Source organism: Clavibacter sp. GW821-FHT01D01 (genome assembly GCF_059422605.1).
This window is the reverse complement of the sequence record NZ_JBWKXC010000009.1, coordinates 35,881-61,050: the sequence shown is the minus strand read 5'-3', so window position 1 is coordinate 61,050 and position 25,170 is coordinate 35,881. Positions and strand designations below refer to the sequence as shown.

At 75.0% G+C, this 25,170-nt stretch carries 27 protein-coding genes; 14 read left to right on the top strand and 13 right to left on the bottom strand.

What is annotated here, in order from left to right; genetic code table 11:
- Positions 1–30 precede the first annotated feature (30 nt).
- Positions 31–1,254 (top strand): MFS transporter, encoded by a 1,224-nt coding sequence (locus tag AC07VC_RS12505; RefSeq protein ID WP_494675142.1) that lies wholly within the window; start codon positions 31–33, stop codon positions 1,252–1,254.
- Positions 1,255–1,292: 38 nt separating this feature from the next.
- On the opposite strand, the gene AC07VC_RS12500 is transcribed toward AC07VC_RS12505, so the two are convergent.
- Together AC07VC_RS12500 and AC07VC_RS12495 are read right to left on the bottom strand one after the other, a co-directional pair.
- A complete protein-coding gene (locus tag AC07VC_RS12500) occupies positions 1,293–1,736 on the bottom strand; it encodes a bleomycin resistance protein (RefSeq protein WP_494675141.1) in 444 nt (147 codons plus the stop codon).
- Positions 1,737–1,786: 50 nt separating this feature from the next.
- Positions 1,787–2,050, bottom strand: a complete 264-nt coding sequence (locus tag AC07VC_RS12495; RefSeq protein ID WP_494675140.1) for a hypothetical protein — start codon at positions 2,048–2,050, stop codon at positions 1,787–1,789.
- Between the two features lie 39 nt (positions 2,051–2,089).
- Here AC07VC_RS12495 and AC07VC_RS12490 point away from each other — a divergent pair, with 39 nt between their 5' ends.
- Positions 2,090–3,091, top strand: coding sequence for an adenosine deaminase (locus AC07VC_RS12490; RefSeq protein ID WP_494675139.1), 1,002 nt, complete (start codon positions 2,090–2,092; stop codon positions 3,089–3,091).
- A 13-nt stretch (positions 3,092–3,104) separates the two neighbouring features.
- On the opposite strand, the gene AC07VC_RS12485 is transcribed toward AC07VC_RS12490, so the two are convergent.
- From AC07VC_RS12485 to AC07VC_RS12475, 3 genes are all read right to left on the bottom strand, one after another.
- Complete coding sequence (locus AC07VC_RS12485; RefSeq protein WP_494675138.1) at positions 3,105–5,006, bottom strand: ABC transporter ATP-binding protein; 1,902 nt, start codon at positions 5,004–5,006, stop codon at positions 3,105–3,107.
- A gap of 326 nt (positions 5,007–5,332) precedes the next feature.
- Positions 5,333–6,298 (bottom strand): MerR family transcriptional regulator, encoded by a 966-nt coding sequence (locus AC07VC_RS12480; protein ID WP_494675137.1) that lies wholly within the window; start codon positions 6,296–6,298, stop codon positions 5,333–5,335.
- 94 nt (positions 6,299–6,392) lie between these two features.
- Positions 6,393–6,797, bottom strand: a complete 405-nt coding sequence (locus tag AC07VC_RS12475) for a RidA family protein (RefSeq protein ID WP_317229202.1) — start codon at positions 6,795–6,797, stop codon at positions 6,393–6,395.
- Positions 6,798–6,908: 111 nt separating this feature from the next.
- On the opposite strand from AC07VC_RS12475, the gene AC07VC_RS12470 reads away from it, so the two are divergent.
- Positions 6,909–9,323 carry an ATP-binding protein gene (locus tag AC07VC_RS12470; protein ID WP_494675136.1) on the top strand — a complete coding sequence of 805 codons (2,415 nt, stop codon included), beginning with the start codon at positions 6,909–6,911 and terminating at the stop codon, positions 9,321–9,323.
- Here the strand turns inward: AC07VC_RS12470 and AC07VC_RS12465 are convergent.
- Genes AC07VC_RS12465 through cysK form a run of 4 tightly spaced genes read right to left on the bottom strand, consistent with a single transcriptional unit; the run spans position 9,320 to position 12,219 of the window.
- On the bottom strand, positions 9,320–9,916 hold the full coding sequence (locus AC07VC_RS12465) for a GrpB family protein (RefSeq protein ID WP_494675135.1): 597 nt from the start codon (positions 9,914–9,916) through the stop codon (positions 9,320–9,322). The two genes, AC07VC_RS12470 and AC07VC_RS12465, sit on opposite strands and share 4 nt — an antisense overlap.
- A gap of 49 nt (positions 9,917–9,965) precedes the next feature.
- Positions 9,966–10,694 carry a TrmH family RNA methyltransferase gene (locus AC07VC_RS12460; RefSeq protein WP_494675134.1) on the bottom strand — a complete coding sequence of 243 codons (729 nt, stop codon included), beginning with the start codon at positions 10,692–10,694 and terminating at the stop codon, positions 9,966–9,968.
- Entirely contained in the window at positions 10,694–11,278 is a 585-nt protein-coding gene (epsC, locus tag AC07VC_RS12455; protein ID WP_494675133.1) for a serine O-acetyltransferase EpsC, read from the bottom strand. Before epsC ends, AC07VC_RS12460 begins: the two co-directional genes overlap by 1 nt.
- Before the next feature lie 2 nt (positions 11,279–11,280).
- Complete coding sequence (gene cysK / locus AC07VC_RS12450) at positions 11,281–12,219, bottom strand: cysteine synthase A (protein WP_494675132.1); 939 nt, start codon at positions 12,217–12,219, stop codon at positions 11,281–11,283.
- A 259-nt stretch (positions 12,220–12,478) separates the two neighbouring features.
- Between cysK and AC07VC_RS12445 the strand changes: the two genes are divergently transcribed.
- The 7 genes from AC07VC_RS12445 to AC07VC_RS12415 all read left to right on the top strand — a co-directional run bounded on the left by AC07VC_RS12445 (position 12,479) and on the right by AC07VC_RS12415 (position 17,858).
- Positions 12,479–13,183: a hypothetical protein gene (locus AC07VC_RS12445; RefSeq protein ID WP_494675131.1), complete on the top strand. Its 705-nt coding sequence runs from the start codon at positions 12,479–12,481 to the stop codon at positions 13,181–13,183.
- Between the two features lies 1 nt (position 13,184).
- Positions 13,185–13,829, top strand: coding sequence for a hypothetical protein (locus AC07VC_RS12440; protein ID WP_494675130.1), 645 nt, complete (start codon positions 13,185–13,187; stop codon positions 13,827–13,829).
- A 32-nt stretch (positions 13,830–13,861) separates the two neighbouring features.
- Positions 13,862–14,827 carry a quinone oxidoreductase family protein gene (locus AC07VC_RS12435; RefSeq protein ID WP_494675129.1) on the top strand — a complete coding sequence of 322 codons (966 nt, stop codon included), beginning with the start codon at positions 13,862–13,864 and terminating at the stop codon, positions 14,825–14,827.
- Between the two features lie 55 nt (positions 14,828–14,882).
- Positions 14,883–15,341, top strand: coding sequence for a hypothetical protein (locus tag AC07VC_RS12430; RefSeq protein WP_494675128.1), 459 nt, complete (start codon positions 14,883–14,885; stop codon positions 15,339–15,341).
- Positions 15,334–15,645 (top strand): transcriptional regulator, encoded by a 312-nt coding sequence (locus tag AC07VC_RS12425; RefSeq protein WP_494675127.1) that lies wholly within the window; start codon positions 15,334–15,336, stop codon positions 15,643–15,645. The genes AC07VC_RS12430 and AC07VC_RS12425 overlap by 8 nt, the downstream gene beginning before the upstream one ends.
- A 46-nt stretch (positions 15,646–15,691) precedes the next feature.
- The gene (locus AC07VC_RS12420) at positions 15,692–16,756 is read left to right on the top strand and encodes an LLM class flavin-dependent oxidoreductase (RefSeq protein WP_494675126.1); all 1,065 of its coding nucleotides are present in this window, start codon (positions 15,692–15,694) and stop codon (positions 16,754–16,756) included.
- An 82-nt stretch (positions 16,757–16,838) separates the two neighbouring features.
- Positions 16,839–17,858, top strand: coding sequence for an LLM class flavin-dependent oxidoreductase (locus tag AC07VC_RS12415; RefSeq protein ID WP_011931870.1), 1,020 nt, complete (start codon positions 16,839–16,841; stop codon positions 17,856–17,858).
- 73 nt (positions 17,859–17,931) lie between these two features.
- On the opposite strand, the gene AC07VC_RS12410 is transcribed toward AC07VC_RS12415, so the two are convergent.
- The 3 genes from AC07VC_RS12410 to AC07VC_RS12400 form a co-directional block, all read right to left on the bottom strand.
- A complete protein-coding gene (locus AC07VC_RS12410; RefSeq protein ID WP_104293620.1) occupies positions 17,932–18,162 on the bottom strand; it encodes a hypothetical protein in 231 nt (76 codons plus the stop codon).
- Positions 18,155–18,769 (bottom strand): hypothetical protein, encoded by a 615-nt coding sequence (locus AC07VC_RS12405; protein ID WP_494675125.1) that lies wholly within the window; start codon positions 18,767–18,769, stop codon positions 18,155–18,157. Before AC07VC_RS12405 ends, AC07VC_RS12410 begins: the two co-directional genes overlap by 8 nt.
- Before the next feature lie 184 nt (positions 18,770–18,953).
- A complete protein-coding gene (locus tag AC07VC_RS12400; RefSeq protein ID WP_494675124.1) occupies positions 18,954–20,333 on the bottom strand; it encodes an MFS transporter in 1,380 nt (459 codons plus the stop codon).
- Between the two features lie 257 nt (positions 20,334–20,590).
- On the opposite strand from AC07VC_RS12400, the gene AC07VC_RS12395 reads away from it, so the two are divergent.
- From AC07VC_RS12395 to AC07VC_RS12380, 4 genes are all read left to right on the top strand, one after another.
- The gene (locus AC07VC_RS12395) at positions 20,591–21,190 is read left to right on the top strand and encodes a TetR/AcrR family transcriptional regulator (RefSeq protein ID WP_317229217.1); all 600 of its coding nucleotides are present in this window, start codon (positions 20,591–20,593) and stop codon (positions 21,188–21,190) included.
- Positions 21,191–21,283: 93 nt separating this feature from the next.
- Positions 21,284–21,637 (top strand): TIGR02611 family protein, encoded by a 354-nt coding sequence (locus AC07VC_RS12390; protein ID WP_317229218.1) that lies wholly within the window; start codon positions 21,284–21,286, stop codon positions 21,635–21,637.
- A 154-nt stretch (positions 21,638–21,791) separates the two neighbouring features.
- Complete coding sequence (locus AC07VC_RS12385; protein WP_494675123.1) at positions 21,792–23,111, top strand: sensor histidine kinase; 1,320 nt, start codon at positions 21,792–21,794, stop codon at positions 23,109–23,111.
- Between the two features lie 89 nt (positions 23,112–23,200).
- Positions 23,201–23,875 carry a response regulator gene (locus AC07VC_RS12380; protein WP_494676546.1) on the top strand — a complete coding sequence of 225 codons (675 nt, stop codon included), beginning with the start codon at positions 23,201–23,203 and terminating at the stop codon, positions 23,873–23,875.
- Positions 23,876–23,921: 46 nt separating this feature from the next.
- Here the strand turns inward: AC07VC_RS12380 and AC07VC_RS12375 are convergent, their stop codons facing one another.
- Complete coding sequence (locus AC07VC_RS12375; RefSeq protein WP_494675122.1) at positions 23,922–24,995, bottom strand: alkene reductase; 1,074 nt, start codon at positions 24,993–24,995, stop codon at positions 23,922–23,924.
- Between the last annotated feature and the right edge of the window lie 175 nt (positions 24,996–25,170).

Genomic DNA, 25,170 nt, shown 5'->3' with positions numbered 1-25,170 from the left:
CCCCCGCCCGGAACCCGCTTGAGTGGCGTCATGGCGACGGCGGGCGGGAGCGGCTCGGACGCGGATCCCTGGCACCTGCGGCACCCGGACCCGGGGCGGCTCCTGTGGCCGACGGCCGCGTGGTCCTGGGCGCTGCAGTTCGCCGTCCTCAATCCGCTCCTCGCCGTGCTCCTCGTCTCCCTCTGCGGCGCCAGCCCCGCGCAGGTGGGCGTCGTCCTGGGCGTCTACAACGCGGGCGGCTTCGTGGCGTCGCTGCTGATCCCGACCCTCGCGGACCGCCGCGGCGACTACCTGCGCCCCCTCGTGATCTGCGCGATCACGGGGGTCGCCCTGGTGGTCGTCCTCTCGGTGACGACGGCGCTGCCCGTCGCCGTGATCGCCCTCGTCGTCCTCGGCGGGCCGCCCGGCGTGGGCTCGACCCTCCTGTTCGCGCAGCTGCGCCACGAGGGGGCGCCGCCCGCCCGGATCATCCGCACGCGCGCGATCGTCTCGTCCGCCTGGGTGGTCGGGCCGCCGCTCGCGACGCTCGTGACCGGCGCGGCCGGGACGCCGTCGGCCCTCCTGCTCCTCCTCGGGATCAGCGGCGTCAACGTCGTCACCGCGCTGCTCCTCCTCCGCCGCCGTGGGCCGGTGCCCGCGCGCGACCCGGCCGCGGTCCGGCCGTCGCTCCTCGCGCAGCTGCGCGGCTGGTCCAGGTGGCGGGTCGTGACGGCGTTCACCCTGCTGCAGGCCACGAACAGCGCGACCGTCACCGTGCTGGCCCTGTTCGTCGCCGATGACCTGGACGCGCCGATCGCCTGGGCCGGCATCGTGCTGGGCGCCGCGGCGCTCGTGGAGATCCCCGCGCTGCTCGTCATGGGCCGGCTGCACGAGGGGACGTCGACCCGTCTCCTGCTCGGCACCGGCTGGGCCTGCGGGATCCTGTACTACGGGCTCGCCGCGGCCGCCCGGGAGCCGTGGCAGCTGCTCGCCCTCCAGCCGCTCAACGCGTGGTTCTTCGCGTCGGTGGCCGGCGTCGGCCTGACCGTGTTCCAGGACGCCTTCGCGAACCCCGGCCTCGCGTCCGGCCTGTTCACGAACACGCGGCGGGTCGGATCCGTCCTGGCCGGGCTTCTCATCGCCGGGCTCGGCGGCCTCCCCGCGCCGTATCGCGGGGTGTACGCGGCCTCGGCAGCGGTGGTGCTGCTCGTGCTGGTCGGCGCGGCCGTCGTGCAGGCGGTCGGCCGCGGCCCCGCGCGGGAGGGCGCGGCGTAGGCCGCGCGGCCGGCGCCGCGACGGCGACCGTGACCGCGTCAGTCGACGGGAGGATCCTGCGCCGGTCGCTGCCCGATCGACGACTGGAAGCGCACCAGGTAGCCGTCGGGATCCTGCACGAGGAGCTGGCGGACGCCGGCCTCCTCCTCGCCGATCCGGTACCAGGTCGTCTCCGGCTCCAGGTAGAGCGCGACACCCGCCGCGGTGAGCGCCTCCGCGACGACGTCGGCGTCCTCGACGGCGACCTGGAGGTTGATCCCGCGCCCGTACGGCCGCTCCAGCGGCCCCGTCACCCATTTCCGGAGGATGCCGGACTGCTCGAGCATGAGGTGCGCGCCGCCGCGGGCGATGTACGCGAAGCCCTCGGCCGGCCGGTCGTAGACCACGGCGAAGCCGCAGAGGTCGCGCCAGAAGGCGAGGCTCGCGGCGAGGTCGGTGACCAGCAGCTCGGGGACCAGGTCGGGCTCGGCGTGGGCATCCATGCGGCCATGCTCGCAGACGGCCCGTGCGTCGCGGCGGTCCCGCCGCGCCCTCACCCCGCGTCGCGGCAGCGGACGGGGACGAAGCCCGGGAAGTCCTCGCCGATCCCGCCGGGCTCGGAGGAGCCGTCCACGAACGCGGTCGCCTCCGCGACCAGCTGCTCGCGCGTGAGCCGCCCTCCCCCGATGGTGAACCCGTACTCACCGCCGCCCGGCCCGCTCAGCCAGGTGAGGTCGTAGGCCGGCGTCGCCCCCGCCGGCGCGCGCTCGGCGATCCGCCAGCGCTCCCCGCGCACCCGGACCTCGAACGCCTCCACCCGACGAGCCTACGAGCGGGCTCCCGTTAGCGTGGACGGATGATCGCCACGAACCCGCCCACCGCCGAGCTGCACCTGCACGTCGAGGGGACGCTCGAGCCCGAGCTGGTGTTCGAGCTGGCCGAGCGCAATGAGGTGGAGCTGCCGTACGCGGGCATCGAGGACCTCCGCTCCCGCTACGCGTTCACCGACCTGCAGTCGTTCCTCGACCTCTACTACGCGTGCACCGCCGTGCTCCGGACGCGCCGCGACTTCCACGACCTCGCGGCCGCGTACCTGGAGCGGGCGGCCGCGGACGGCGTCCGCCACGTGGAGATGTCGTTCGACCCGCAGGCGCACACGATGCGGGGCGTCCCGATCGGCGACGTGATCGACGGCCTCCTCGACGCGCTCCGCGACGCGCGGGTGCGCCACGGCCTCTCGGGCGGCCTCATCCTCAGCTTCCTCCGCGACCGGCCGGTGGCGGAGGCGATGGCGACCCTCGAGTCCGTCGCGCACCGCGCGCACGACCTCCTCGCCGTCGGCCTCGACTCCGCCGAGGTCGGCTACCCGCCGTCCCTGTTCGTCGAGGTCTTCGCGCGCGCCCGGGAGCTCGGCCTCCACGCCGTGGCCCACGCCGGCGAGGAGGGCCCGCCGTCCTACGTCCACGAGGCGCTCGACCTGCTGCACGTGGAGCGGGTGGACCACGGGGTGCGCTGCCTCGAGGACCCCGCGCTCGTGGACCGGCTGGTCGCCGAGCGGATCCCGCTCACGGTCTGCCCGCTCTCCAACGTGCGGCTCGGCGTGGTCGGGACCCTCGACGAGCACGCCCTGCCGGAGCTCCTCGAACGCGGCGTGATCGCGACCGTCAACAGCGACGACCCGGCGTACTTCGGCGGCTACCTCGGCGAGAACCTCCGCCAGCTGCGCGCGGCGCACGCGTTCGACGACGACCGGATCGCCCTGCTGGCCCGCAACTCCTTCGAGGCGTCGTTCCTGCCGGAGGACCGCCGGGCCGAGCTGCTCGCCGCGGTCGACGCCTGGCGCGCCACCGCCCTCTGATCCGCGATCGCGCCTAGGCCCCGCTGCGCGCCTGCTCGTCCGGCGCGACCGCCTCCCGCACCGCGAACTGGGTGCGGTGCAGCTCCTCGTAGCGGCCGCCCGCGGCCAGGAGCTCGTCGTGCGTGCCGCGCTCGACGATCGCGCCGTCCTCGACCACGAGGATCAGGTCCGCGCTGCGGATGGTGGAGAGGCGGTGGGCGATCACCATCGCCGTCCGCCCCTCGAGCGCCTCGCTGAGCGCCGCCTGCACGGCGGCCTCCGACGTCGAGTCGAGCGCCGCCGTCGCCTCGTCGAGGATGACGACGCGCGGCTGCGCGAGCAGCAGCCGCGCGATGGTCATGCGCTGGCGCTCGCCCCCGGAGAGCCGGTAGCCGCGCTCGCCCACCATGGTGTCCAGCTGGTCCGGCAGGGACCGGACGAGCGGCTCGAGCCGCGCGCGGCGGACGGCGTCCCACACCTCGTCGTCGGTCGCCTCCGGCCGCGCGAGGCGCAGGTTGGACAGGATCGTCTCGTGGAACAGGTGGCCGTCCTGCGTCACCATGCCGAGGGTGCCCCGCATGGACGCGGAGGTGACGTCCCGCACGTCCGTCCCCGCGAGGCGCACGGCACCGCTGTCCACGTCGTACAGGCGCGAGAGGAGCTGCGCGATCGTGGACTTCCCGGCACCGGAGGTGCCGACGAGGGCGACGGTCTGCCCCGGCTCGATGCGGAACGAGACGCCGTGCAGCACCTCCTCGCCGCCCCGGGTGTCCAGCGTGGCGACCTCCTCGAGGGAGGCGAGCGACACCTTGTCCGCGGAGGGGTAGGCGAAGCGCACGTCGTCGAACTCCACGGCCACCGGGCCCGCCGGGACCTCGACGGCGTCCGGCGCCTCCTGGATGAGCGGCTCGAGGTCCAGCACCTCGAAGACGCGCTCGAAGCTGACCACCGCGCTCATGATCTCGACCCGTGCGTTCGCGAGGCTCGTCAGCGGCGCGTAGAGGCGCGTGAGGAGGAGCGCCAGGGTGACCACCTCGCCCGTGTCCAGCTGGCCGGCGAGCGCGAGGAAGCCGCCGAGCCCGTAGACGAGGGCGAGCGCGAGGGCGGAGACGAGCATCAGCGCGGTGAAGAAGACGAACTGCAGCATCGTGCTCCGCACCCCGATGTCGCGGACGCGGGCGGCGCGCACGCGGAACTCCTCGGACTCCTCGTCGGGCCGGCCGAACAGCTTGACGAGCGTGGCGCCGGGCGCCGAGAACCGCTCGGTCATCTGGGTGCTCATGGCGGAGTTGTGGTCGGCGGCCTCGCGCCGGAGGGCGGCGAGCCGGCCGCCCATGCGCCGGGCGGGGATGAGGAACACGGGGAGCATGATCACCGCGAGGACCGTCACGAGCCAGGACGTGCTCAGCATGACGACGAGGGTGAGGATCAGCGCGACGAGGTTCGTGACCACGCCGGACAGCGTGCCGCTGAAGGCCTGCTGGGCGCCGATCACGTCGTTGTTGAGGCGGCTCACGAGGGCGCCCGTCCGCGTCCGGGTGAAGAACGCGATCGGCATCCGCTGCACGTGGTCGAAGACCGCGGTGCGGAGGTCGAGGATCACGCCCTCCCCGATGCGCGACGAGTACCAGCGCGTCACGAGCGACACGGCGGCGTCGGCGACGGCCACGAGGGCGATGACGACGGCCAGCCGGACGATCGTCGCGACCTCGCCCCGCGCGACGATGACGTCGACCACCTGGCCGGCGAGCACGGGCGTCGCGACCGCGAGGAACGCGCCGACGACGGACAGCGAGATGAACACCAGGAGCTGGGTCCGGTAGGGCACGGCGAAGGTCAGGATCCGCCGCACCGACGCGCGGGAGATGCTGTGCGTGCCGCCCTGCGTGCTCGAGATCTTGTAGAGCGAGCTCCAGGCCGCGCCTTCCATGCTCATCGCGGTTCCTCACGTGGGCATGCGCCCGGTCTGCGTGGCGGATCCCGGGCCCGGGATCCTCCCGTCGGCGGCGAGCCGGGAGACGGGCCCGGGAAGGGGCTCGGCCGGCGACGCCCGCGACGTCCTGTCCGGGCTCGCAGGCGCGGCGCGCGTGGAGGTGCACCTGCCGGCACCGGCATGTCCATCATGCGCCACGGATCGCGGCGCATCCGTCCCGGCGGTCCCTCAGCGGATGCCCGGGAGCGCGCGCACCACGCGGGCCGGGCGGCGCGGCGGCGCGGCGGCGCGGCGGCGCGGCGGCGCAGCGCAGCGCAGGCGGGGCCCGCCTAGGTCGTCGGCGCGGCGGCCTCCGTGCCGAGGCGCAGGGCGAGCTCCATGCAGCGCACGCGGGCCGGGGAGAGGTCGTAGGGCATGCTCCGGATGACGTCCGCCGCGCTCCGGGCGCGCGCGCCGTCCGTCGACCGGGGGCGGGACGCCGGGGCCTCCTCCTCGGGCGGGTGCGCCGCGTCCCACGCCGCGAAGAGGGCGTCGTCCTCCTCCGGCTGGCCGGACTCCTCGATGACGCGCATCAGCGCGGTCTCGAAGGCGTGCCGCTCGGCCGCCACCTGCGCCACGCGGGGGTCGTCGACGGCGACCGCGTCGTCCAGGGCCTCCTCGGCGGCGTCGACCCGGTCGGACTCCGCGCGCAGCGCCGGGTCGGCGGCCAGGGCGAGGAAGCGGCCGGCCTGCACGGCGGCGCCGAGCGGACCGAAGATCCGCTCGGTGACCAGCAGGACGTCCAGGTCGTCCTGCCGGAGCGAGCCCGCGGGTGCGCCCTCGAGGCGGCCGGAGACCAGGCCGTCGAGCAGTCCCAGCCGGTCGCCGAGGGTCCGCATGCGCTGCACCCGGGCCCGCTGCCGCTGCAGCTCGGCCTCCTGCGCGGCGAGGGCGTCCTCCAGCCGCGCGAGGACGTCGGCGATCCCGTCGGCTCCGCCCGCGCCGCCGTCGCCGCCGGCGCCGTCGGGCGCGCGGCCGTCGTCCGCGGGGCGCGCGGGCGCCGGCCCGCCGGGTGCGGCGCCGTCGAAGGCGTCGCGGATGTCGTCGAGCGCGATCCCGGCGTCGGCCATGCGCCGGATCCACAGCAGCCGGATGATCTCCTCGTAGCCGTAGCGGCGCCGGCCGTCCGCGCCCCGCTCCGGCTCGGGCAGGAGGCCGATCTGGTGGTAGTGCCGGATCGACCGGGGCGTGATGCCGACGAACGCGGCGGCGTCGCCGATCTGGACCTGTCGGGGTGGTGCCGGGAACGGGTGCATGGCGGACCTCTCGGGGTGGGGCGGGATGTTCTCCGAGCAGACCACATGACGCTGCGTCAGGAGCAAGCCCGGTCCTCGCGGATCGGTGGACGCGTCAGTCGACGACGGCCGCGACCGCCTCGACCTCCACGAGCTGGTCGTCGTAGCCCAGCACGGTGACGCCGAGGAGCGTGCTCGGCGGGTCGTGCGGCGCGAGCGCGTCGCGCACCACCTCCCACGCCGTGACCAGGTCGGCCTGCCGGCTCGACGCGACGAGGACGCGGGTGCTGACGAGGTCGGCCGTCGTCGCGCCCGCCGCCTCGAGCGCGAGGCGCAGGTTCTCGACGCACCGGGCCGCCTGGGCGGCGTGGTCGCCGACGCCGACCGTGCGGCCCTCGGCGTCGAGGGGGCAGGATCCGGCGAGGAAGACGAGCCGGGCGTCGGCCGGGGCCGTGGCGGCGTAGGCGTACTCGGCGACGCCGGAGAGGGCAACGGAGCGGATCAGGGTCACGGCGGTCATGGGTCTCCCGTCTCGGTGCGGGCGGGGTCCGCCCGACGCCAGCCTGCCAGGGCAGCCGTGCGGCCCGGACGGGGGCTGGTCCCCGCGGCCCCGACGCCCTAGCTTGAGGGCATGGCGGCCGTGGGGGATCCGCGGCCGAGCGCGCGCGCCCCGACGGGCCTGCCCGCTCCCGGCCGCATCGGGGACGCGTCGGCGACGGCGCGGCCCGCTGGACGCGCGCCCGGGGCGGGCGGCGATCCGATGTCGCTGCGGGTCGGGGTCGAGCGCGGCATGGTCCGGACGACGGCCGTGGTCGCGCCCCTGCTCGTCCTCCTGTCCCTCCCCCGCCTCCTGGTGGACGATCCCGGGGCCGGGATGGCGCTCACGGTCGTTGCCCTCCTGCTGGCGGCGCTCCTCGTCGCCCTGGTGCCGCTCGCCCTGCTCCGCCCGGCCATGCCCGCCCGCGGATGGCTGCGCGTCGTCCCCGCCGTCTACGCCGCGCTCCTCCTGCTCGAGCCGCTCCGGATCGGCGCGCCCGGCCTGCCCGGACCGTTCCCGCTCCCGTGGCTCATCGGGCTGTCGCCCGTCGTCCTCAGCTGCATCGCGCTCGGCACGCGGCGCCCGCTGGCGGCCGGCATCGGCTGCGGCGGCGTCCTCGTGCTGCTGGTCGCGGTCCACGCCGGCCGGATGCCGTCCGCCCACCTGGCGGCGCAGGGCGTGTGGCTCGCGATCCTCTCGGCGGGCCTCGTCGTGGGCGTGCGGGAGCTGCGGGTCCGGGCCCGGAGCGCGGACGATGCCGGACGCCGCGCGCAGGAGCTGTTCGAGAGCAGCCGACGCGCGGCCGCCATGGCGGCGCAGCGCGTCCGGACGGACGCGCTGCTGCACGACACCGTGCTCGCGGCGTTCCTCGCCGCCGCGCAGGGCCTCGGCGACCGGGCGGTGCCCATGGCGCGCTCCGCGCTCGAGATCGTGTCCGACACCCAGGACCCGCTCGCCGGCAGCCCGGGGACGGTGCGGTTCGCGGAGGCGCTCGCGTCCGCGGAGCGGGAGCTCGCGCCGCTGGCCGGCCAGGTGCACCTCGACCTGGCCGCCGCGGAGGCGATCGAGCTGCCGTCCCCGGTGGCGGAGGCCGTCGTGTCCGCCATGCTGCAGGCGATCGCCAACAGCGAGCTGCACGCGGGACCGGGCGCCGTGCGCACCGCGACCGCGTGGGCGACGGCGGGCGGCGGCCTGCGGATCCGGATCAGCGACGACGGCTGCGGGTTCGACCCGCAGGGCCTCGCCCCGGCGCGGCTGGGCGTCCGGGTGTCGATCGTGGAGCGCCTGCAGCGCGTCGGCGCGTCGGCGGACGTGCGCTCGACCCCGGGCCGCGGCACCTCCGTGGTGATCTCGTGGCAGCCCGCGCCGCCGGCCCCGATGCCGGACAGCACGGCCAGCACGGACGGCGCGGACGGCATGGACGGCGCGGCCGGCGCGACCCGGGTCACGCTCATCCCGCGCCACGCGCTCTCCGGGGTGCTGACCGCCCTCGTCATGGTGGCGGTCCTCGTCGCGACCGCGGAGGCCGCGTTCTTCTTCCAGGCGGTCGGTCCGCTCCTCGCGGCGATCCTCGGGACCGCGGTCCTGCCCTCGATCGTGCGGGGAGCCCGCCGGGGGTCGATGCGCACCCGGACGGCCTGGTCGCTCGCCGCCGTGGGGGCGGTGATCTGCGGCGTCGCGACCCTCGGCGTCTCCCCGGACGAGGTCGACTCGGTCACGATCTCGTGGTTCACCTGCGGCGTCCTCGCGGGCTGCGCCCTGGTCTGGATGGCGGGCCAGCGGCTCCCGCCCCTGGCCGCGACCGCCTGCCTCGTCGTCGCGATCGGCATCTGGGCCGGCCCCGCGGGCATCATCCGCCTCGGGCTCGCCGGCGAGGTGGTCCTCGTCATCGGCGGCCTGATGATGCACCGCGCCCTCCGTCGCGTCACCGAGGCGACGCGCGTCGCCGCCGCGGCGGAACGGGAGACGCTGGCCCGGCGGGCCGAGCTGGACGCGTCGGAGCAGGAGCGGCACGCGCGGCTCCGCTCCGCGCACCGCAACGTCGCGCCGCTGCTCGGGCGCATCATCCGCGAGGGCGGGCGCCTCGACGCGGCCGCGCGCGCGGAGTGCCGCGTGGTCGAGCAGACCCTCCGCGACGAGATCCGCGGCCGCCTGCTGCTCAACGACGCGACGCGCGCCGCGATCCTCCGTCACCGGCGCCGCGGCGCGGTCGTGCAGGTGCTCGACGACGGGGGCCTCGACGACGTCCCGGCCGCCGCGCTCGGGGCGCTCCTCGACGAGGTGGCTGAGCTGCTGGGGCCCGTCCGGTCCCGCCGCATCGTCATCCGGGCGGCGCAGCCCCGCTCCCGCACGGCGATCTCCCTCGTGGCGTCCTCCCCCGACGAGACGGCCGCGGCGCTCGGCCTCGACACCGACGACGACGTCGACCTGTGGGTGTCCCTCCCCCGGCCGGCCGCGTCCGAGCCGACTGCGTCGGAGTCGGCCCCGGCCTCCTCCCGCGACGCCTAGGGCGCCGGCGCCGCCGCCGGGCGCGCTTCCCGTGCGCGCGCGAGGATCCCGCCGATGACCTCGGACTTCGCCTCCGCGTAGTCGTTCATGTCGTCCCAGCGGCGCGTCATGAGCGCCCGCTTCGTGCGCGCGTACAGGTCCCGGTCGGCGACGTCGGAGCGCAGCCGGTCGCGGAGGAGCAGGTAGGCCTCGATCGCGTCCGCGCCCGCCTCGTAGACGTGCACGTGGACGTCGCGCGCGGGCGTCCGCACGAGCCGGTGCCCGGGCTCCCGCACCCGGAGGACGTACCCGGCCGCGACCAGCTGCGCCACGTGGTCCTCCTCCGCCGTGATGTCCGGCACCACGAGCACCACGTCGACGACGGGCTTGGCCGCGAGGCCCGGCACGGAGGTGGAGCCGATGTGCTCGACGGCGAGCGCCGCGTCGCCGACCGCGGCGAGGATCCGCGCGCGGTGCTCCCGGAAGGCGTCCGCCCACGCCGGGTCGTGCTCGCGGAGCGGGACCGCGAGCGCCTCGGGACCTCCCACGAGCTCCAGGCCGGTCACGTCCGGACGGCGGCGGGCGGGGCGACGGCCGGGGTCAGGGTCATGCATCACCGGGTCATCCTGCCAGGGCGGCCGGCAGCCGCACCCGCACCCGGCGTCAGTCCGCTCCACCGCCCGGGAAGGCGACGTGCTGCATCACCCACGCGTGCATGACGACCGCGGCGGCCGCGGACGCGTTGATGGATCGGGTCGACCCGAACTGCGAGATGGCCACGGTCATGTCGGCGGCCTGGATCGCCTCGTCGCTGAGGCCCGGCCCCTCCTGCCCGAAGACGAGCACGCAGCGCTCGGGGAGCGACGTGGTCTCCAGGAGCACGGATCCGTCCACGTTGTCGATCGCGATGACCGGCAGGCCCTCGCCCGCCGCCCACTCGACCAGGTCGGCGATCGTCGCGTGGTGGACGACGTGCTGGTAGCGGTCGGTGACCATGGCGCCGCGCTTGTTCCAGCGGCGCCGGCCGACGATGTGCACGGTGTCGGCGGCGAACGCGTTGGCGCTCCGCACGATCGACCCGATGTTCATGTCGTGCTGCCAGTTCTCGATGGCGACGTGGAACGGGTGCCGACGCTCGTCGAGGTCGGCGACGATCGCGTCCATGCGCCAGTAGCGGTAGCGGTCGATCACGTTGCGCGTGTCCCCGCGCTCGAGCAGCTCCGGGTCCAGGTGCGGCTCGTCCGGCCACTCCTCGGCCCCGCCCGGCCACGGTCCCACGCCGTGGGTGGAGAGCTCGACGGTCGGCGTCGGTCCGGCGGCGCTGCCGGCCCCCGCGGCGCTGCCGGCCCCGGCGGCGCCGTCCACCCCGGCGGCCGTCTCCCGCTCCGGCATCAGATGTAGATCCCCGGGTCGACGAAGAAGGCCGGGTCGACGTGCGCGTCGGGCCCACGGCCCACCCGCTTCCCCGTCTCGACGGCCGGGATGCCCGTGAGCACGGATCCGGCGGGTGCGTCCTTCACGACCACCGCGTTCGCGCCGATGACGCTGCCGGCGCCCACCGTGATCGGCCCGAGCAGCTTCGCGCCGGCGCCGATGGTGACCCCGTCGCCCACGGTCGGGTGCCGCTTGCCGTGCACGAGGCTCTTCCCGCCGAGCGTCACGCCGTGGTACATGAGCACGTCGTCGCCGACCTCCGCCGTCGCGCCGATGACCACGCCCATGCCGTGGTCGATGAACAGCCGTCGGCCGATGCGCGCGCCCGGGTGGATCTCGACGCCCGTCAGCGCCCGCCCGACCTGCGCGAGCAGGCGCGCCGGCAGCCGGATCCGCCGCCGCCACAGCGCGTGCGACACCCGGTGCAGCCACACGGCGTGCAGCCCCGGGTAGCCGAGCACCATCTCCAGGTACCCGCGCGCGGCCGGATCGTGGGCGCGGGCGGAGCGGAGGTCCTCGACGACGCGGTCGACTGCTCCCACGCCTAGTCGCGCAGGTCGTCGAACAGCACGGTCGAGAGGTACCGCTCGCCGTAGTCGCACACGATCGCCACGATCGTCTTGCCGGCGCTCTCGGGGCGCTTGGCGATCTCGAGGGCGGCCCAGACGATGGATCCGGAGGAGATGCCGCAGAGGATGCCCTCGTCGGTGGCGAGCGCGCGGGAGACGCGGATGGAGTCCTCGAGCGACACGTCGACGACCTCGTCGTACACCTCGGTGTCGAGGATCTCGGGCACGAAGTTCGCCCCGATGCCCTGGATCTTGTGGGGGCCGGGCTTGCCGCCGTTCAGGATGGGCGAGTCGAGCGGCTCGACGGCGACGATGCGCACGTCGGGCTTGCGCTCCTTGAGCACCTGGCCGACGCCCGTGATGGTGCCGCCCGTGCCGACGCCCGCGATGAACACGTCGACGGCGCCGTCGGTGTCCGCCCAGACCTCCTCGGCGGTCGTCTCGCGGTGCTTCTGCGGGTTCGCGGCGTTCGCGAACTGCTTCGCCCAGATGGCGTTCGGCGTCTCGTCGACGATCTGCTTCGCCCGCTCGACGGCGCCGCGCATGCCCTCGGGGCCGGGAGTCAGCACGATCTCGGCGCCGTAGGCCCGGAGCACCAGGCGGCGCTCCATGCTCATGGTCTCCGGCATCGTGAGGACGACCTTGTAGCCGCGCGCCGCCCCGACCATCGCGAGCGCGATGCCGGTGTTGCCGCTCGTGCCCTCGACGATGGTGCCGCCCGGCTTCAGCTGCCCGGACGCCTCGGCCGCGTCGATGATCGCGACGCCGATGCGGTCCTTCACGCTGGATGCGGGGTTGTGCGACTCGAGCTTCACCAGCACCGTCGCGTCGAGGCCCTCGGTGAGCCGGTTGAGCCGGACGAGCGGCGTGCCGCCGACCAGCTGGGTGATGTCGTCGTAGACGCGACCTGCCATGGGTTCCACCTTCGTCGTGATCCTGGTCGGTGCGGGGCCGGGCCGCGCGCACCTGCTCGTCGTCGAGCCTATGGGAGCCCAACCGCGTGTGTCGCGGCGGCATTCCTGGGCGGCGGATGCTCTGCCTGGACATTCTGTGGAGAAGGCCGCCGCCGCCGGTGGCGCCCGGGCCAGGGTGCGCGCGACCATCCCGAGGCGATCCCGCGGCGTCCGTCATCCGCACCCGAACCGGGATCCCTCCTGCTCACGAAGGAGGGACATGCCCATCCCCGCGCGTCCAGTCACGATGATGCTCGTCGTCACCGCTGCCTCGCTGGTCGGGGCCATGACCGCAGCCGTGGGAGCGGTTCCCGGCACCGTGCCGGAAGCCGCGCAGCGCCAGTCGAGGGTCGTGCACGCGGGCGTCGGCAGCGCCGCCCCGACGACACCGGCAACCCTCCTGGCCTCCGCCCCCGCCATGAGCGACGCCGACCTCGACGGCCTCGTCGCTGTGCTGGACGCTCTGCCCGACGACGTCAAGTCGGCCGACCCCCGCACGACACCGCACTACGAGCGGCGTCTGAGCCGCGCGATCGATCGGGTGACTGCTTCGTCGGACACCGGCGACACAGCCCGGTCCTCAGCGGCGGACGACGCGCTCTACCTCATCGGCACGGGACGCGGCGCGCTGGCGACGGATCTCCGCGGCTCCGCTCCGACGGCTCGACTCACCATCGACTGGATCGGTTGCGCCGCGTCGATCGCCGGCGTCATCGCGCAGTACGGATTGCCGGTGTTCAAGGTGGTGAGCTTCATCAGGGAGGCGCGTGCGCTGTTCGGCAGCGCCTACGACATCCATCTGGCCATCCGCTACGGCCGGGCGGCCGCCGAGATGGGAGAAGAGGCGACTCAGATCATCGAAGCGCTCCTCGGGGTCGACGGCGTCGTATCGGCATGCTTCGGCGCCGCCGCCATGGACGTCTGACATGCAGTCCGGCGAGCCCTTCCACGACGACCGCGCGCCCTCGACATGGGAGCCACCACCCGTCTGGGCGCCGGTCGTCGGTCACTTCTCCGTCGCCTTCCTGAAGATGCCACTGGTGGTGGTGATCTGCTTCGGGGGGACTCGGATCTTCGGCCTCGGCAGCCCCACTCTCTCCGCGATCATCGGCGGGACCATCCTGCTCACGGCAGTCAACATCTGCGTGACGGTGGCGGCGGAACGGCCCTTCGTCCTTCGACGTCGCAGCCTGGTCCCCGGCGGATGGGGCTTCGCCCTCGTGCCATGGCTCGCGGGTGCGACGAGCGCATGCGCCCTGGCTGGCTTCCTCCTGCCCGGGACGGCCTCCGTGGTACTCGCGACCGCGATGACGGCGGTGGAGACGGTCGAGCTCGCGTGGTCGCGCCCCTGGCGCCCCGGCGACACCGATGCCGAGTTCCGCGAGAAGTGGGTGGCCGTGAGGGATCTGACGAAGGAGACATTCGCGCCCGACGTCGAGGAGATCCGTCACAGGCTGGACGAGCGGGCGATGGATGGGTACCGCCGGAAGATCGCCGAGCGTGACACCGAGCGGGCGCGGGACGAGGAGCAGGAGCACGACGAGAGGGACGGTCCGCCGCGGGACGCGTGACTCGGGGTCCGCGGACACGGCAGGCTGGACCCATGAGCGCGCGCATCGAGGTGGAAGGGCCCGGCGGGCCCGAGGTCATGACCCTGACGGACGGCCCGGTGCCGGATCCCGGCCCCGGCGAGGTGCGCATCCGCGTGCACGCCGCGGGCGTCAACTTCATCGACACCTACCGGCGCAGCGGCGTGTACCCGATGGCGCACCCGTACGTGCCGGGATCCGAGGCGGCCGGCGTGATCGAGGCGCTCGGCGACGGCGTGAGCGGCGTCCACGTCGGCGACCGCGTCGCCACGGCGGAGGCGGAGGGCACCTACTCCCAGCACGCGCTGGTGCGCGCCGAGACCCTCCTGCCCGTCCCCGACGGCGTCGAGATGGAGACCGCCGCGGCGCTCCCGCTCCAGGGCCTCACCGCGCACTACCTCGCGACGAGCTCCTACCCGGCCGGCCCCGGGGATCGCGCGCTCGTGCACGCGGGCGCCGGCGGCGTCGGCCTCCTGCTCACGCAGCTGCTCGCCGACCGCGGCGTCGAGGTCATCACGACCGTCTCGAACGAGGAGAAGGCCGCCCTCTCGCGCGCGGCCGGCGCGACGCACGTGCTCGGGTACGACGACGTGCCGGTCCGGGTGCGCGAGCTGACCGACGGCCGCGGGGTCGACGTGGTGTACGACGGCGTGGGCCGCGACACGTTCGACGGCTCGCTCGCGTCGCTCCGCATCCGCGGCACCCTGGTGCTCTTCGGCGGAGCCAGCGGCCAGGTGCCGCCGTTCGACCTGCAGCGCCTGAACTCCGGCGGATCCCTGTCGGTCACCCGCCCGACCCTCGCCCACTTCCTGCTCGACGCCGAGGAGCGGCGCTGGCGCGCGGGCGAGCTCTTCGCGGCCGTCCTCGACGGCTCGCTCGACGTGCGGGTCGGTGCGACGTACCCGCTGGCCGATGCCGCTCGCGCCCACGAGGACCTGGAGGCCCGGCGCACGACGGGCTCCATCGTGCTCATCCCCTGACACGGGAGCCCGCCGAACACTTGCCATGGAGGAAAATCAGATGTAGGTTTCCCTCATGGAAAACGACCGAGCAGCAGACGCGGCCGCCGCCCTCGACGGCCTCCACTCCGACCGCGAGGCCCTGGCCGCCCGCATCCCCGTGCCGCGCTGGCACCTCGCGGGATTCGGGGCCATCGCCCTCGCCTGGGTCGCCCAGGCCGTGACCCTCTCCCCCGGCGCCGGATACGAGCCGCCGCGGACCTCCTGGCTGCTCATCGCGGCCGCGGTCGTGCTGCTGGTGCTCATCCGCCGCCGCACGGGCATCCGGTTCCGCGGCGTCGGGCTGCGCGCGGTGCTCCTCGTCGCGGCCGCGCTCCTCGGCTGCCTCGTGCTGTTCTCGATCTCGCTGGGCCTCGTCGCGCAGGGCCTCGGCTGGGCCGTCGCGCTCACCGCGCTGGCCGCCTTCGGCCTCGTGACCTGGTTGTCGACGCTGGCGTTCCGCGCGGCCGTCGACGGGATCCGGCGCCGTGGCTGAGGCCGCCTTCGACGAGCTGATCCACGCCCCCGTCCGCCTCCGCATCTGCGGCATCCTCCGGCGGGTCGACCAGATCGACTTCGCCGTCCTGCGCGACACCCTCGGCGTCGCCGACGCCAGCCTGTCCAAGCACCTCCGGCAGCTGACGGAGAGCGGCTACGTCGCCTCGCGCAAGGCCTCCTCGGCCGGGCGCGCGGACAAGCGGCAGCTCACCTGGCTGTCGCTCACCGCATCCGGCCGCCGGGCGTTCGACGGGCACCTGGCCGCGCTGACCGACATCGCGGGGGCCGGGGCCGACGCCTGACCGGGCGGCCCACCGGACCCGCAGCCCGAGCGCCTAGCCTCGTCGCATGCCCGCACCCGGATCCGCGCCGACGCGCATCGGCTTCCTCACCACCGGCCCGTTCGACCCGGTCGATCCCGCCACCGGCCTCGAGGAGGCGCTGCGGCTCGTGGAGCTGGGCGACGCGCTCGGCCTCGACACCGCGTGGCTCCGGCCCGACCACCTGCGGCACGCGATCTCCTCCCCCGTCGCCATGCTCGCCGCGGCCTCCCAGCGCACGCGCCGCATCGGGCTCGGCACGGCGTCGATCCCCGTGCGCGCCGAGAACCCGTTGCGCCTCGCCGAGGACCTCGCGACCGTCGACCTCCTCTCCGGCGGGCGCCTGCGCCCCGGCCTCTCGGTCGGGAACCCGGGCCGCGTCGCCGCGGTCGACCGCGCCGTCCACCCGACGACGGCCGAGCACGAGGAGCCGGGCCGCGACCGCCTCCTCCGCTTCCGCGAGCTGCTGCGCGGCGGCCGCGTGCCGGGAGCGGACGACCGGCCCGACGCATCCGATGATGAGCACGACGAGGCCCTCACGCCCACGGTGCAGCCGTCGTCCCCCGGCCTCGCGGACCGCCTCGCCTACGGCGCGGCGACGCTCCGCACGGCGGCCTGGGCGGGATCGCACGGCTTCCGCCTGCTCGCCTCCGACGTGACTGAGCGCGGAACCGGCGGCGGCCACGGCTTCGCGGCCGACCAGCGCGCCCTCATCGACGCCTACCGGGCCGCGCATCCGGATCCGGCCGCCGCGCACGTCACGCTGGCGCTCGTCGTGGTGCCCACCGACGGCGCCACCTCGGAGCAGCGCGCCCGGTACGCGGACGACGCCGCGGCGCGCGCCGAGCGGGCCGCCCGGGCGGACCAGTCGGAGGGCCCGGGAGCCGGGTCGAGCATGGTCCGCGCTCCGGATCTCGTGGGCCCGTCCGACCGGCTGGCGGCCGCGCTGCTCGCACACCCGGCCGTGCAGGCCGCCGACGAGCTCGCCATCGCCCTGCCGGCGGGGCTGCCCACGGGCGACGTCACGCAGATCCTCACCGACGTCGCCCAGCACCTCGGCCCGGCGCTCGGCTGGTCGCCCGCGACCTCCTGACCCGGCCGGCGCCGGACCCTCGACGGCCCGTGCCCGCCGGGGCCCGGACGGGAGCCCCGGCCCGCCCGCCTAGCATCGGTCCATGCCCGCATCCGGTACCCCGCTCGCCCGCCTCGGCTTCCTCACCATCGGCACGTTCGACCCGGCGGATCCCGCCGAGGGCCACGAGGCCACCCTCCGGATCATCGAGAGGGGCGAGCAGCTCGGCCTCGACAGCGCGTGGCTCCGGCACCGCCACCTGCAGCACGGGATCTCCTCCCCCGTCGCCGTGATGGCCGCGGCCTCACAGCGCACGCGCCGCATCGACCTCGGCACGGCCGTCACGCCCATCGGCGCCGAGAACCCGTTCCGCCTCGCCGAGGACCTCGCGACCGTCGACCTCCTCACCGGCGGCCGCCTCCAGCCGGGCTTCTCGATCGGCACGCCCATGCGCTTCGACACGTACCGCGACGCGATCTACCCGACGACCGCCGACCTCGAGGACCTCGGCTACGACCGCCTCCTCCGCTTCCGCGACCTCGTGCACGGCCGGACCGTCAGCGACGCCGCCGCCCGCGAGGGACAGGAGGAGTACGCCTCCACCGTGCAGCCGCACGCCGCGGGACTCGCCGAGCGGATCTGGTACGGCGCCGCGAGCACGCGCTCCGCGGTCTGGGCCGGCGAGAACGGCTTCCGCCTCCTCACGTCGAGCGTGATCCAGGGCGAGCTCGGGCCGGACTTCGGCGCGAACCAGCGCGCGCAGATCGACGCGTACCGGGCAGCCCATCCGACCGGCGCCGACGCCCGGGTGTCGCAGGGCCTCGTCGTGATCCCCACCGACCGCGCGACCCCCGAGCAGCGCGCCCGCTACGAGGCGTACGCGGCGTCCCGGGCGCATCGGGTGGGCGTCCCGCAGGGTCCGCGGGGGCTGCTCTTCGCCGAGGACCTCGTGGGCACCTCGGAGGAGATCGCCGCGCGCCTGCACGCCGACCCCGCGTACCAGGCCGTCGACGAGGTCGCGTTCGCCCTGCCGTTCACCCTCGGCGAGGCCGACCTCGAGCAGATCCTCACCGACATCGCCGAGCTCCTCGGCCCGGCCCTCGGCTGGTCGCCCGCCGTCTGACCCGGCCCGCGCACGACGACGCCCCTCCCGCCCGACCATGAGGGTCGGTGCGGGAGGGGCGTCGTCCTTCGCCCTAGTCGCGACTTCGGCGCCGGCGGCGCTTCTGGAAGGACACGGAGACCAGGTACGTGACGCCGAACATGAGCACAGCGACCACGCTCGCGGGCACGGCCTGCGTGGCAGGGGAACGCCCGTCGAGCAGAGGCACGATCACCAACTGCGAGAAGAGGAAGAACGCGACGACGATGGACGACGATGCGAGGGCACGGCTTCGATCTGCTCGGTGGTCCTCCGGTTCAATCACGACGGCACTGCACTTCCAACGTCGGAAGGTAGATCCGCATGTTCCGGTTGCGTGTGCAGACGCCATGGGCTGTGGCTACCGCGACGATGGTCGCTCCCACCCCGACGCCGACTGCGCACGCGAGGCCACCGCTCTCCGGGCCGAGTGCCGCACAGATCAGCAAGCCCAGCGTGCCCGCCGCGCCAGCCGCTTGTTCGGAGGGGTCGAGGCTGACGTACGGGAACGGATCCGCCCCGGCTCGTACGAGAGGACTACCCAGCTCCTCCTGTGTCGGTGCCCCGACCACCGGCGCTCCTCCCGGTGAGTAGGTGTAGGTGATGGTCACTCCGTCGCCGATGCGGTACGTCACGCGCTGGCCGAATGCGGTACTGACGGCGTCCCGCGGAACCGCGCTCTCGCGGAGCGCGATGCCGGCTCTCTCGATGCGCTCCGTGGATGGAACAGCGTCGGAGACGTCCGCCGTTCGAGCAGGCCCGGAGGAGAATGAGGCGCTGATGCGGCTCGGGGGAGTCCTCGTCGGCGTCGCCGAGGCGCTGGACGCGAAGGAGAGCGTCGACAGTGCGACGGCTGCGATGACCCCCATGAGGGGGATCGGATGGATGCGCATGGTTGCTCCTAGCTAGTCGGAGTGCTTCGGGGGAGGTTCGCAGGTCGCGCACTTGCGCGAGCGAAGCGCACACACCCCGGCGGAGGCGGAGGTCAGCGCGACTTCATGTGCCGACCCGGCCGGGAGGCGACGACGCCCCTCCCGCGCGATGCGGGAGGGGCGTCGTCGATGATCCGGCGCGGGATCAGTGCATGCTGACGGCCTCGGTCGACGCGCCCTCGCGGAAGCGCTCGAGCGGGACGCGCACCATCGACCAGGAGATGATCGAGGCGCAGGCCACGCCGATCGCCGCGGCGAGGAACACCACGTGGTAGCCGTCCACCTGCTGCTGCAGCGGGTCCTGGACGCCGTCGGCGGTCGCGGCCGTGACGGCCGACGCGAACAGTGCGGTGAAGACCGCCGTGCCGATGGATCCGCCGATCTGCTGCGTGCCCGTGAGCGCCGCGCCCGCGACGCCCGCGTCCCGCGGCTCGATGCCGGAGAGCGCGACGTTCTGCATGGGCACGAAGACGCACGCGAGCCCGATGCCGAGGAGGATCTGCCCGGGGAGCACCTGCACGACGTAGGCGCCGTCGACCGTGACCCGGCTGAACCAGAGGAGACCGGCGGCGGCGACGAGCGGGCCGACCGTCATGAGCACGCGCGGGCCCACCTTCGGCAGCAGCCGCGCCACCTGCGGGGCGGTGAGCATGATCGACGCGGCCATCGGCAGCGACGCGAGGCCGGAGATCAGCGGCGACATGCCGAGCACGATCTGGAAGTGGAGCGTGAGGTACAGCAGCCCGCCGAGGAGCGCCGCGCCCACCATCACCGAGGTGAGGTACGCGCCGCCGCGGGTGCGGTCGGCGACCACGCGGAGCGGCAGGAGCGGGTTCCGCGCCTTCGACTCCCACCAGACGAAGGCGACCATGATGCCCACCCCGAGCGCGAGGAAGCCGATGGTCTGCGGCTGGCCCCAGCCCTCCTCCGCACGGGAGAAGCCGTAGACGATCGACGCGAGGCCGACGGTCACGAGCAGGGCGCCGGGCACGTCGTAGCTGCGGTCGCCGTCGGCGCGGCTCTCCTTCACCAGCGGGATGCCGGCCACGATCGCGACGATCGCGATCGGCACGTTGACGAGGAGGCACCAGTGCCAGCTCAGGTACTCGGTGAGCACGCCGCCGAGGAGGAGGCCGACGGCTGCACCGGATCCGGCGATCGTGCCGTAGACCGCGAACGCCTTGACCCGGTCGGGTCCGGACGGGAAGGTCACCGACAGGAGCGCGAGCGCGGCGGGGGCGAGGAGCGCCGCGAAGACGCCCTGGAGGCCCCGCGCGATGAGGAGCATCTCGCTCGAGGCGGCGAAGCCGCCGAGCGCGGAGGCGGCCGCGAAGCCGACCATGCCGAGGAGGAAGGAGCGCTTGCGCCCCCAGTAGTCGGCGATGCGCCCGCCGAGGAGGAGGAGCGAGCCGAACGCGAGCGCGTACACGGTGACGACCCAGGTGCGGTCGGCGTCGCTCATGCCGAGGTCGCGCTGCGCGGCCGGGAGTGCGATGTTCACGATGGTGCCGTCGAGCACGACCATGAGCTGGGCGAGGGCGACGACCGCCAGCAGGATCCACTTGCTGCGGGCGGAGGGGGCCGCCGGGGTGGCGGGGCCGGCCGGTGCGGCCGGGCCGGAGGCGGGGGAGGTCGAGGGCGGTGCGCTCTCGGGGGTGCGTGCGTGGGAGATCTGGTGCTCCTGAGGGTCGTGCGGCGCCCGGGCGGGCGAGGACGGTCCAATCTAGGGCCGCGGCGCGCGGAGAGTCAAACGAACCGGTTCGTTTGACATACGCTGTTCACATGGCAGAGACGACGGGGTCCGCCCGCTCCACCGATGACCGGCCCGACGACGTCCGGCACCGCATCCTCCTGGCCGCGCGCGAGGAGTTCGCGGCGCACGGGCTCGCGGGAGCGCGCGTCGACCGCATCGCCCGCTCCGGACGGGCCAGCAAGGAGCGGCTGTACGCGCACTTCACCGACAAGGAGTCGCTGTTCCACGCGGTGCTGAAGCTCAACGGCGTCGAGTTCTTCTCGGCCGTGACGCTGGATCCAGCCGATCTGCCGGGCTTCGTCGGCCACATCTTCGACCACGCCTACGAGCACCCGGAGCACCGCCGCATGCTCGCGTGGGCCCGGCTCGACGGCGTGACGCTCGACGTGCCGCACAGCGAGACCTCGCCGTCGGCGAAGGTCGAGGCCATCCGCCGCGGGCAGGAGGCGGGCACCATCGACCCGTCGTGGGACCCACAGCGCCTCCTCACCATGCTGTTCGCGCTCGCGCAGTCGTGGGTGCAGTCGCCGTACCCGGCGATGCACGACGACGGGCCCGCCGCACGCGCCGCGGACCGGGCGGCGGTCGTCGAGGCCGCGCGCCGGATCACGGCGCCGCCCTCCCGCTGAGGACGACGGGCCCCGCGGGTCGATCGTCACGGCATCCTGCGGATTCCCCGGATGAGGGGGACGGTTCCCAGGACTCGCCCGTACCGTGGGCCCATGTCCGACACCCTGACCCGCGAGTACGAGGCGGGGTCGAGCCACGCGCATCCCCTCCGCCGCTTCCTGCGCCGTTGCCGGGCCTGGATCGAGCTGCACCCGAGGGCCCGCTGGCTGTACCGGATCCTCGTCGGGATCCTCGGCGTCGCCATCGTCCTCGTCGGCGTCGTCCTCATCCCCCTGCCGGGGCCGGGCTGGCTCATCGTCTTCCTCGGCATCGCCGTGCTGGGCACCGAGTTCCCCGCGGCGCACCGCGTGAACGTGTTCCTCAAGCGCCAGCTCCACCGGTTCTGGGACGCCTGGCGCCGCTGGCGGGCCTCCCGCGCGGAACGCCGCGCCGCACGCGTGCGCTGACCCTCCCGCGCGGAGGCTCGCGCCCGGAGCCCCGCCCGCGACCGCGTCGCCGCCCCGCCCCCCTGCGACCCCGGCCCCGCCTCCCCCATGTGCCGCGCGCATCTCCCCCCTCCGGTCGATACGGCGGCGTGACGCGTGTCCCTAGGGTCGGACCATGTCCTCTCCCGCAGCGCACGCTCCCCGCGACCTCCCGCCGGGACGCGTCCCGGTGCCCGGACGGGTCCCGCGACCCGTCGGCGACGGCGATCCCGGCGACGGCAGAGCGCCGACCCGGGGCCGCGCCCTCGGCCGCACGCTCGTCATCGGGCGGGAGGCGGGGCTCATGCTCCTGGCGCTCGTGGTCGGCGTCGTCGCCTTCGGCGGCGTGCTCACGCTCCTCGAGGAGTCGGGGACGACGGGCGCCCGCGTCGACGTCCTGCTCCTCGTCGACGCCGGGGTCGGGCTCGTGGCCGTCGCGCTCCTGCCGGTCCGTCGCGTCGTGCCCCTCCCGATCGCCCTCGTGCTCGGGGTCGTCGCGGCCGTGTCGAGCGTCGGGCTGCCCGCCGCCGCCATCGCCCTGGCCTCCCTCGCCGCCCGCCGCCGCCCACGGGAGATCGCGCTGGCCGCCGGCACCTGGGTCGTCGCCGTCGGCACGTGGGAGCTCGCCGGGCTCTCCTACCTGCCCACGACGCCGCGCGAGGTCCCGGTCGTCGGCGCCCTGCTCGTCGCCATGCTCGGGCTCCTCGTCGTCGTCGGGCTCTACGTGGGCGGCCGACGCGAGCTGATGGCGTCGCTGCGGGAGCGCGCGCGCCTCTCCGACGAGGAGCAGGCCCTCCGCGCGGCGCAGGCGGCGGACCGCGAGCGCACCCGCATCGCCCGCGAGATGCACGACGTGCTCGCGCACCGGCTCTCGCTGGTCGCGCTGCACGCGGGGGCGCTGGAGTACCGCGACGACCTCGACCCGGCCGAGGTCCGCGCCACCGCGGGCGTCGTGCGGGACAACGCGCGGACGGCCCTCACGGAGCTCCGCGAGGTCCTCGGCGTGCTGCGCGACCCGTCCGGCGGTCCGGCCCTCGCGCCGCCCCAGCCGACGCTCGCCGACCTCCCCGGGCTCCTCGAGGAGGCGTGCGCGCTCGGCGTGGAGGTGCACGCCGACGTCCACCCCGACACCCGGGACGAGCTGCCGACCCTCTCGGCGACGACCTCCCGGCACGCCTACCGCGTCGTCCAGGAGTGCCTCACGAACGCCCGCCGCCACGCCCCGGGCGCACCGGTGACGCTCACGGTCGACGGGCGCGCCGGCGGATCCCTCCGCATCGCGGTCGAGAACCCGGTGCCGTCCGAGGAACCCGGCGCCGACGATCCGGCCGTGCCCCCGGCCGGTCACGGCCTCGCGGGCATCGCCGAGCGGGCGCTCTCGCTCGACGGCACCCTGGCGGTCGCCCGCCGCGACGGCCGGCACGTGGTGGAGGCGGTGCTCCCGTGGACCGCGTGAGCACCGGCGGCCCGACGGCATCCGGTCCGACGGCGCCCGATCCGACGGCGCCCGGCCCCGCAGCCGGGGGCACTGACCTCGCGGGCGTCGTGCCCGCGGGCGGCCCGCCCATCCGCGTGGTGATCGTCGACGACGACGCGCTCGTGCGCGCCGGCCTGGGGATGCTGCTCGGCGGCGGGCACGGGCTCGAGGTGGTCGGCGAGGCCGCCGACGGCCTGGCCGCGGGTCGCGTCATCGCCCGGACGGCGCCCGACGTCGTGCTCATGGACATCCGCATGCCGGTCTGCGACGGGATCGCCGCCACGGCCCGCGAGGTGGCCCGACGCCCCGACCTCCCCGTCATCGTGCTCACGACCTTCGACGCCGACGAGCTCGTGCTCGGGGCGCTGCGGGCCGGCGCGCGCGGGTTCCTGCTGAAGGACACCCCGCCCGTCGAGCTCGTGGCGGCGGTGCGCCAGGTCGCCGCGGGCCGCTCGATCCTGTCCCCCTCGGTGCTCGACACCGTGATCGGCGTGGCGGCCCAGCGCGACCGCGCCGACCGCACGGCCGAGCGGGCGCGCTTCGGTACCCTGACGGAGCGCGAGCAGGAGGTGGCGCTCGCCATCGCGCGCGGTCACTCGAACGCCCGCATCGCGGCCGACATGCACCTCGGCGTCGCGACCGTGAAGACGCACGTGGGCCACGTGCTCGACAAGCTCGGCCTCGAGGGCCGCGTGCAGGTCGCCGTGCTCGTGCACGAGGCCGGGCTCGCTCCGTCGGAGTGAGCCCGGCCTCGGGCGGTGCCGGCCGGAGCCGGTCAGGTGCGGCGGATCAGCCGGCGAGCGCCGGGTAGTCCGTGTAGCCCTCGGCGCCGGGGCCGTAGAAGGTGTCGCCGTTCGGCTCGTTGACCTCCGCGTCCTGCTCCCAGCGCTCGACGAGGTCGGGGTTGGCGATGACCATGCGGCCGACGGCGACCAGGTCGGCGCTGCCGTCCTCGACGAGGTCGACGGCGTCCTGGCGCTCGGTGACGACGCCGAAGCCGCTGTTGACCATGAGCGGTCCGCCGAACGTGGCGCGCAGGCCCTGCACGAGCTCGCCGCGCGGCTCGGCGTGCAGCACGCTGAGGTACGCGAGGCCGAGGGGCGCGATGCCCGCGAGGAGCGCCTCGTAGGTGGCGCGCGTCTCGTCGGCGTCCTCCTCGAGCACGTCCTGGATGTTGTGGCTCGGCGAGATGCGGATGCCGACGCGGCCGGCCCCGATCTCGCGCGCGACCGCGTGGGCCACGTCGATGCCGAGCTTCGCGCGGTTGGCGGGCGACCCGCCGTAGGCGTCCGTGCGGACGTTGGAGACGGGCGAGAGGAACTCGTGCAGCAGGTAGCCGTTGGCGGAGTGGATCTCCACGCCGTCGAACCCGGCGTCCACCGCGTTGCGCGCCGCGACCGCGAGCTCGTCGACGATGAGCGGGACCTCGTCGGTCTCCGGCTCGCTGGGGACGGGGTACGGGGCCTTGCCGGTGGGCGTGTGGACCTCGCCCTGGATGGCGATGGCGCTCGGCGCGAGCAGCGGCAGTCCGCCCGTGATCTCCTCGTGCGACACGCGGCCGCCGTGCATGAGCTGCATGACGATGCGCCCGCCGGCGGCGTGCACCGCGTCGGTCACCCGACGCCAGCCGGCGATCTGCTCGTCCGTCACGATGCCGGGCTGGCCCGGGTACGCCTTGCTGCGCTCGCTCGTGAACACGCCCTCGGACACGATGAGGCCCGTGGACGCGCGCTGGCGGTAGTACTCGACGACGAGGTCGCCGGGCACGCCGTGCTCGTCGGAGCGCATGCGCGTGAGCGGCGCCATGGCGACGCGGTTGGGGAGCTCGAGGGCGCCCAGGGTGAGGGGGGAGAAGAGCTTCACGTGGTGGATCCTTCGTCTCGCAGATGGCCGCCGCGCGCCCGGACGGGTCACGTCGGGCAGGGAGGCGGGGCCAGCGGCCCGAGCGGACCGCGCTCGGGCAACCCCCGCGCCCGTCCGCGGCATTCCGGGGGCGGCGCTTCTCCCAGGCCCTCGTCAGGCTGATCGCGCCCCGGGC

Excerpts from the sequence above, each read along its gene's own strand:
- AC07VC_RS12505 (WP_494675142.1), top strand. The coding sequence starts at position 31 with ATGGCGACGGCGGGCGGGAGCGGCTCGGACGCGGATCCCTGGCACCTG.
- AC07VC_RS12500 (WP_494675141.1), bottom strand. The coding sequence starts at position 1,736 with ATGGATGCCCACGCCGAGCCCGACCTGGTCCCCGAGCTGCTGGTCACC.
- AC07VC_RS12490 (WP_494675139.1), top strand. The coding sequence starts at position 2,090 with ATGATCGCCACGAACCCGCCCACCGCCGAGCTGCACCTGCACGTCGAG.
- AC07VC_RS12485 (WP_494675138.1), bottom strand. The coding sequence starts at position 5,006 with ATGAGCATGGAAGGCGCGGCCTGGAGCTCGCTCTACAAGATCTCGAGC.
- AC07VC_RS12480 (WP_494675137.1), bottom strand. The coding sequence starts at position 6,298 with ATGCACCCGTTCCCGGCACCACCCCGACAGGTCCAGATCGGCGACGCC.
- AC07VC_RS12475 (WP_317229202.1), bottom strand. The coding sequence starts at position 6,797 with ATGACCGCCGTGACCCTGATCCGCTCCGTTGCCCTCTCCGGCGTCGCC.
- AC07VC_RS12470 (WP_494675136.1), top strand. The coding sequence starts at position 6,909 with ATGGCGGCCGTGGGGGATCCGCGGCCGAGCGCGCGCGCCCCGACGGGC.
- AC07VC_RS12465 (WP_494675135.1), bottom strand. The coding sequence starts at position 9,916 with ATGCATGACCCTGACCCCGGCCGTCGCCCCGCCCGCCGCCGTCCGGAC.
- AC07VC_RS12460 (WP_494675134.1), bottom strand. The coding sequence starts at position 10,694 with ATGCCGGAGCGGGAGACGGCCGCCGGGGTGGACGGCGCCGCCGGGGCC.
- cysK (WP_494675132.1), bottom strand. The coding sequence starts at position 12,219 with ATGGCAGGTCGCGTCTACGACGACATCACCCAGCTGGTCGGCGGCACG.
- AC07VC_RS12445 (WP_494675131.1), top strand. The coding sequence starts at position 12,479 with ATGCCCATCCCCGCGCGTCCAGTCACGATGATGCTCGTCGTCACCGCT.
- AC07VC_RS12440 (WP_494675130.1), top strand. The coding sequence starts at position 13,185 with ATGCAGTCCGGCGAGCCCTTCCACGACGACCGCGCGCCCTCGACATGG.
- AC07VC_RS12435 (WP_494675129.1), top strand. The coding sequence starts at position 13,862 with ATGAGCGCGCGCATCGAGGTGGAAGGGCCCGGCGGGCCCGAGGTCATG.
- AC07VC_RS12430 (WP_494675128.1), top strand. The coding sequence starts at position 14,883 with ATGGAAAACGACCGAGCAGCAGACGCGGCCGCCGCCCTCGACGGCCTC.
- AC07VC_RS12420 (WP_494675126.1), top strand. The coding sequence starts at position 15,692 with ATGCCCGCACCCGGATCCGCGCCGACGCGCATCGGCTTCCTCACCACC.
- AC07VC_RS12415 (WP_011931870.1), top strand. The coding sequence starts at position 16,839 with ATGCCCGCATCCGGTACCCCGCTCGCCCGCCTCGGCTTCCTCACCATC.
- AC07VC_RS12405 (WP_494675125.1), bottom strand. The coding sequence starts at position 18,769 with ATGCGCATCCATCCGATCCCCCTCATGGGGGTCATCGCAGCCGTCGCA.
- AC07VC_RS12400 (WP_494675124.1), bottom strand. The coding sequence starts at position 20,333 with ATGGTCGTGCTCGACGGCACCATCGTGAACATCGCACTCCCGGCCGCG.
- AC07VC_RS12395 (WP_317229217.1), top strand. The coding sequence starts at position 20,591 with ATGGCAGAGACGACGGGGTCCGCCCGCTCCACCGATGACCGGCCCGAC.
- AC07VC_RS12390 (WP_317229218.1), top strand. The coding sequence starts at position 21,284 with ATGTCCGACACCCTGACCCGCGAGTACGAGGCGGGGTCGAGCCACGCG.
- AC07VC_RS12385 (WP_494675123.1), top strand. The coding sequence starts at position 21,792 with ATGTCCTCTCCCGCAGCGCACGCTCCCCGCGACCTCCCGCCGGGACGC.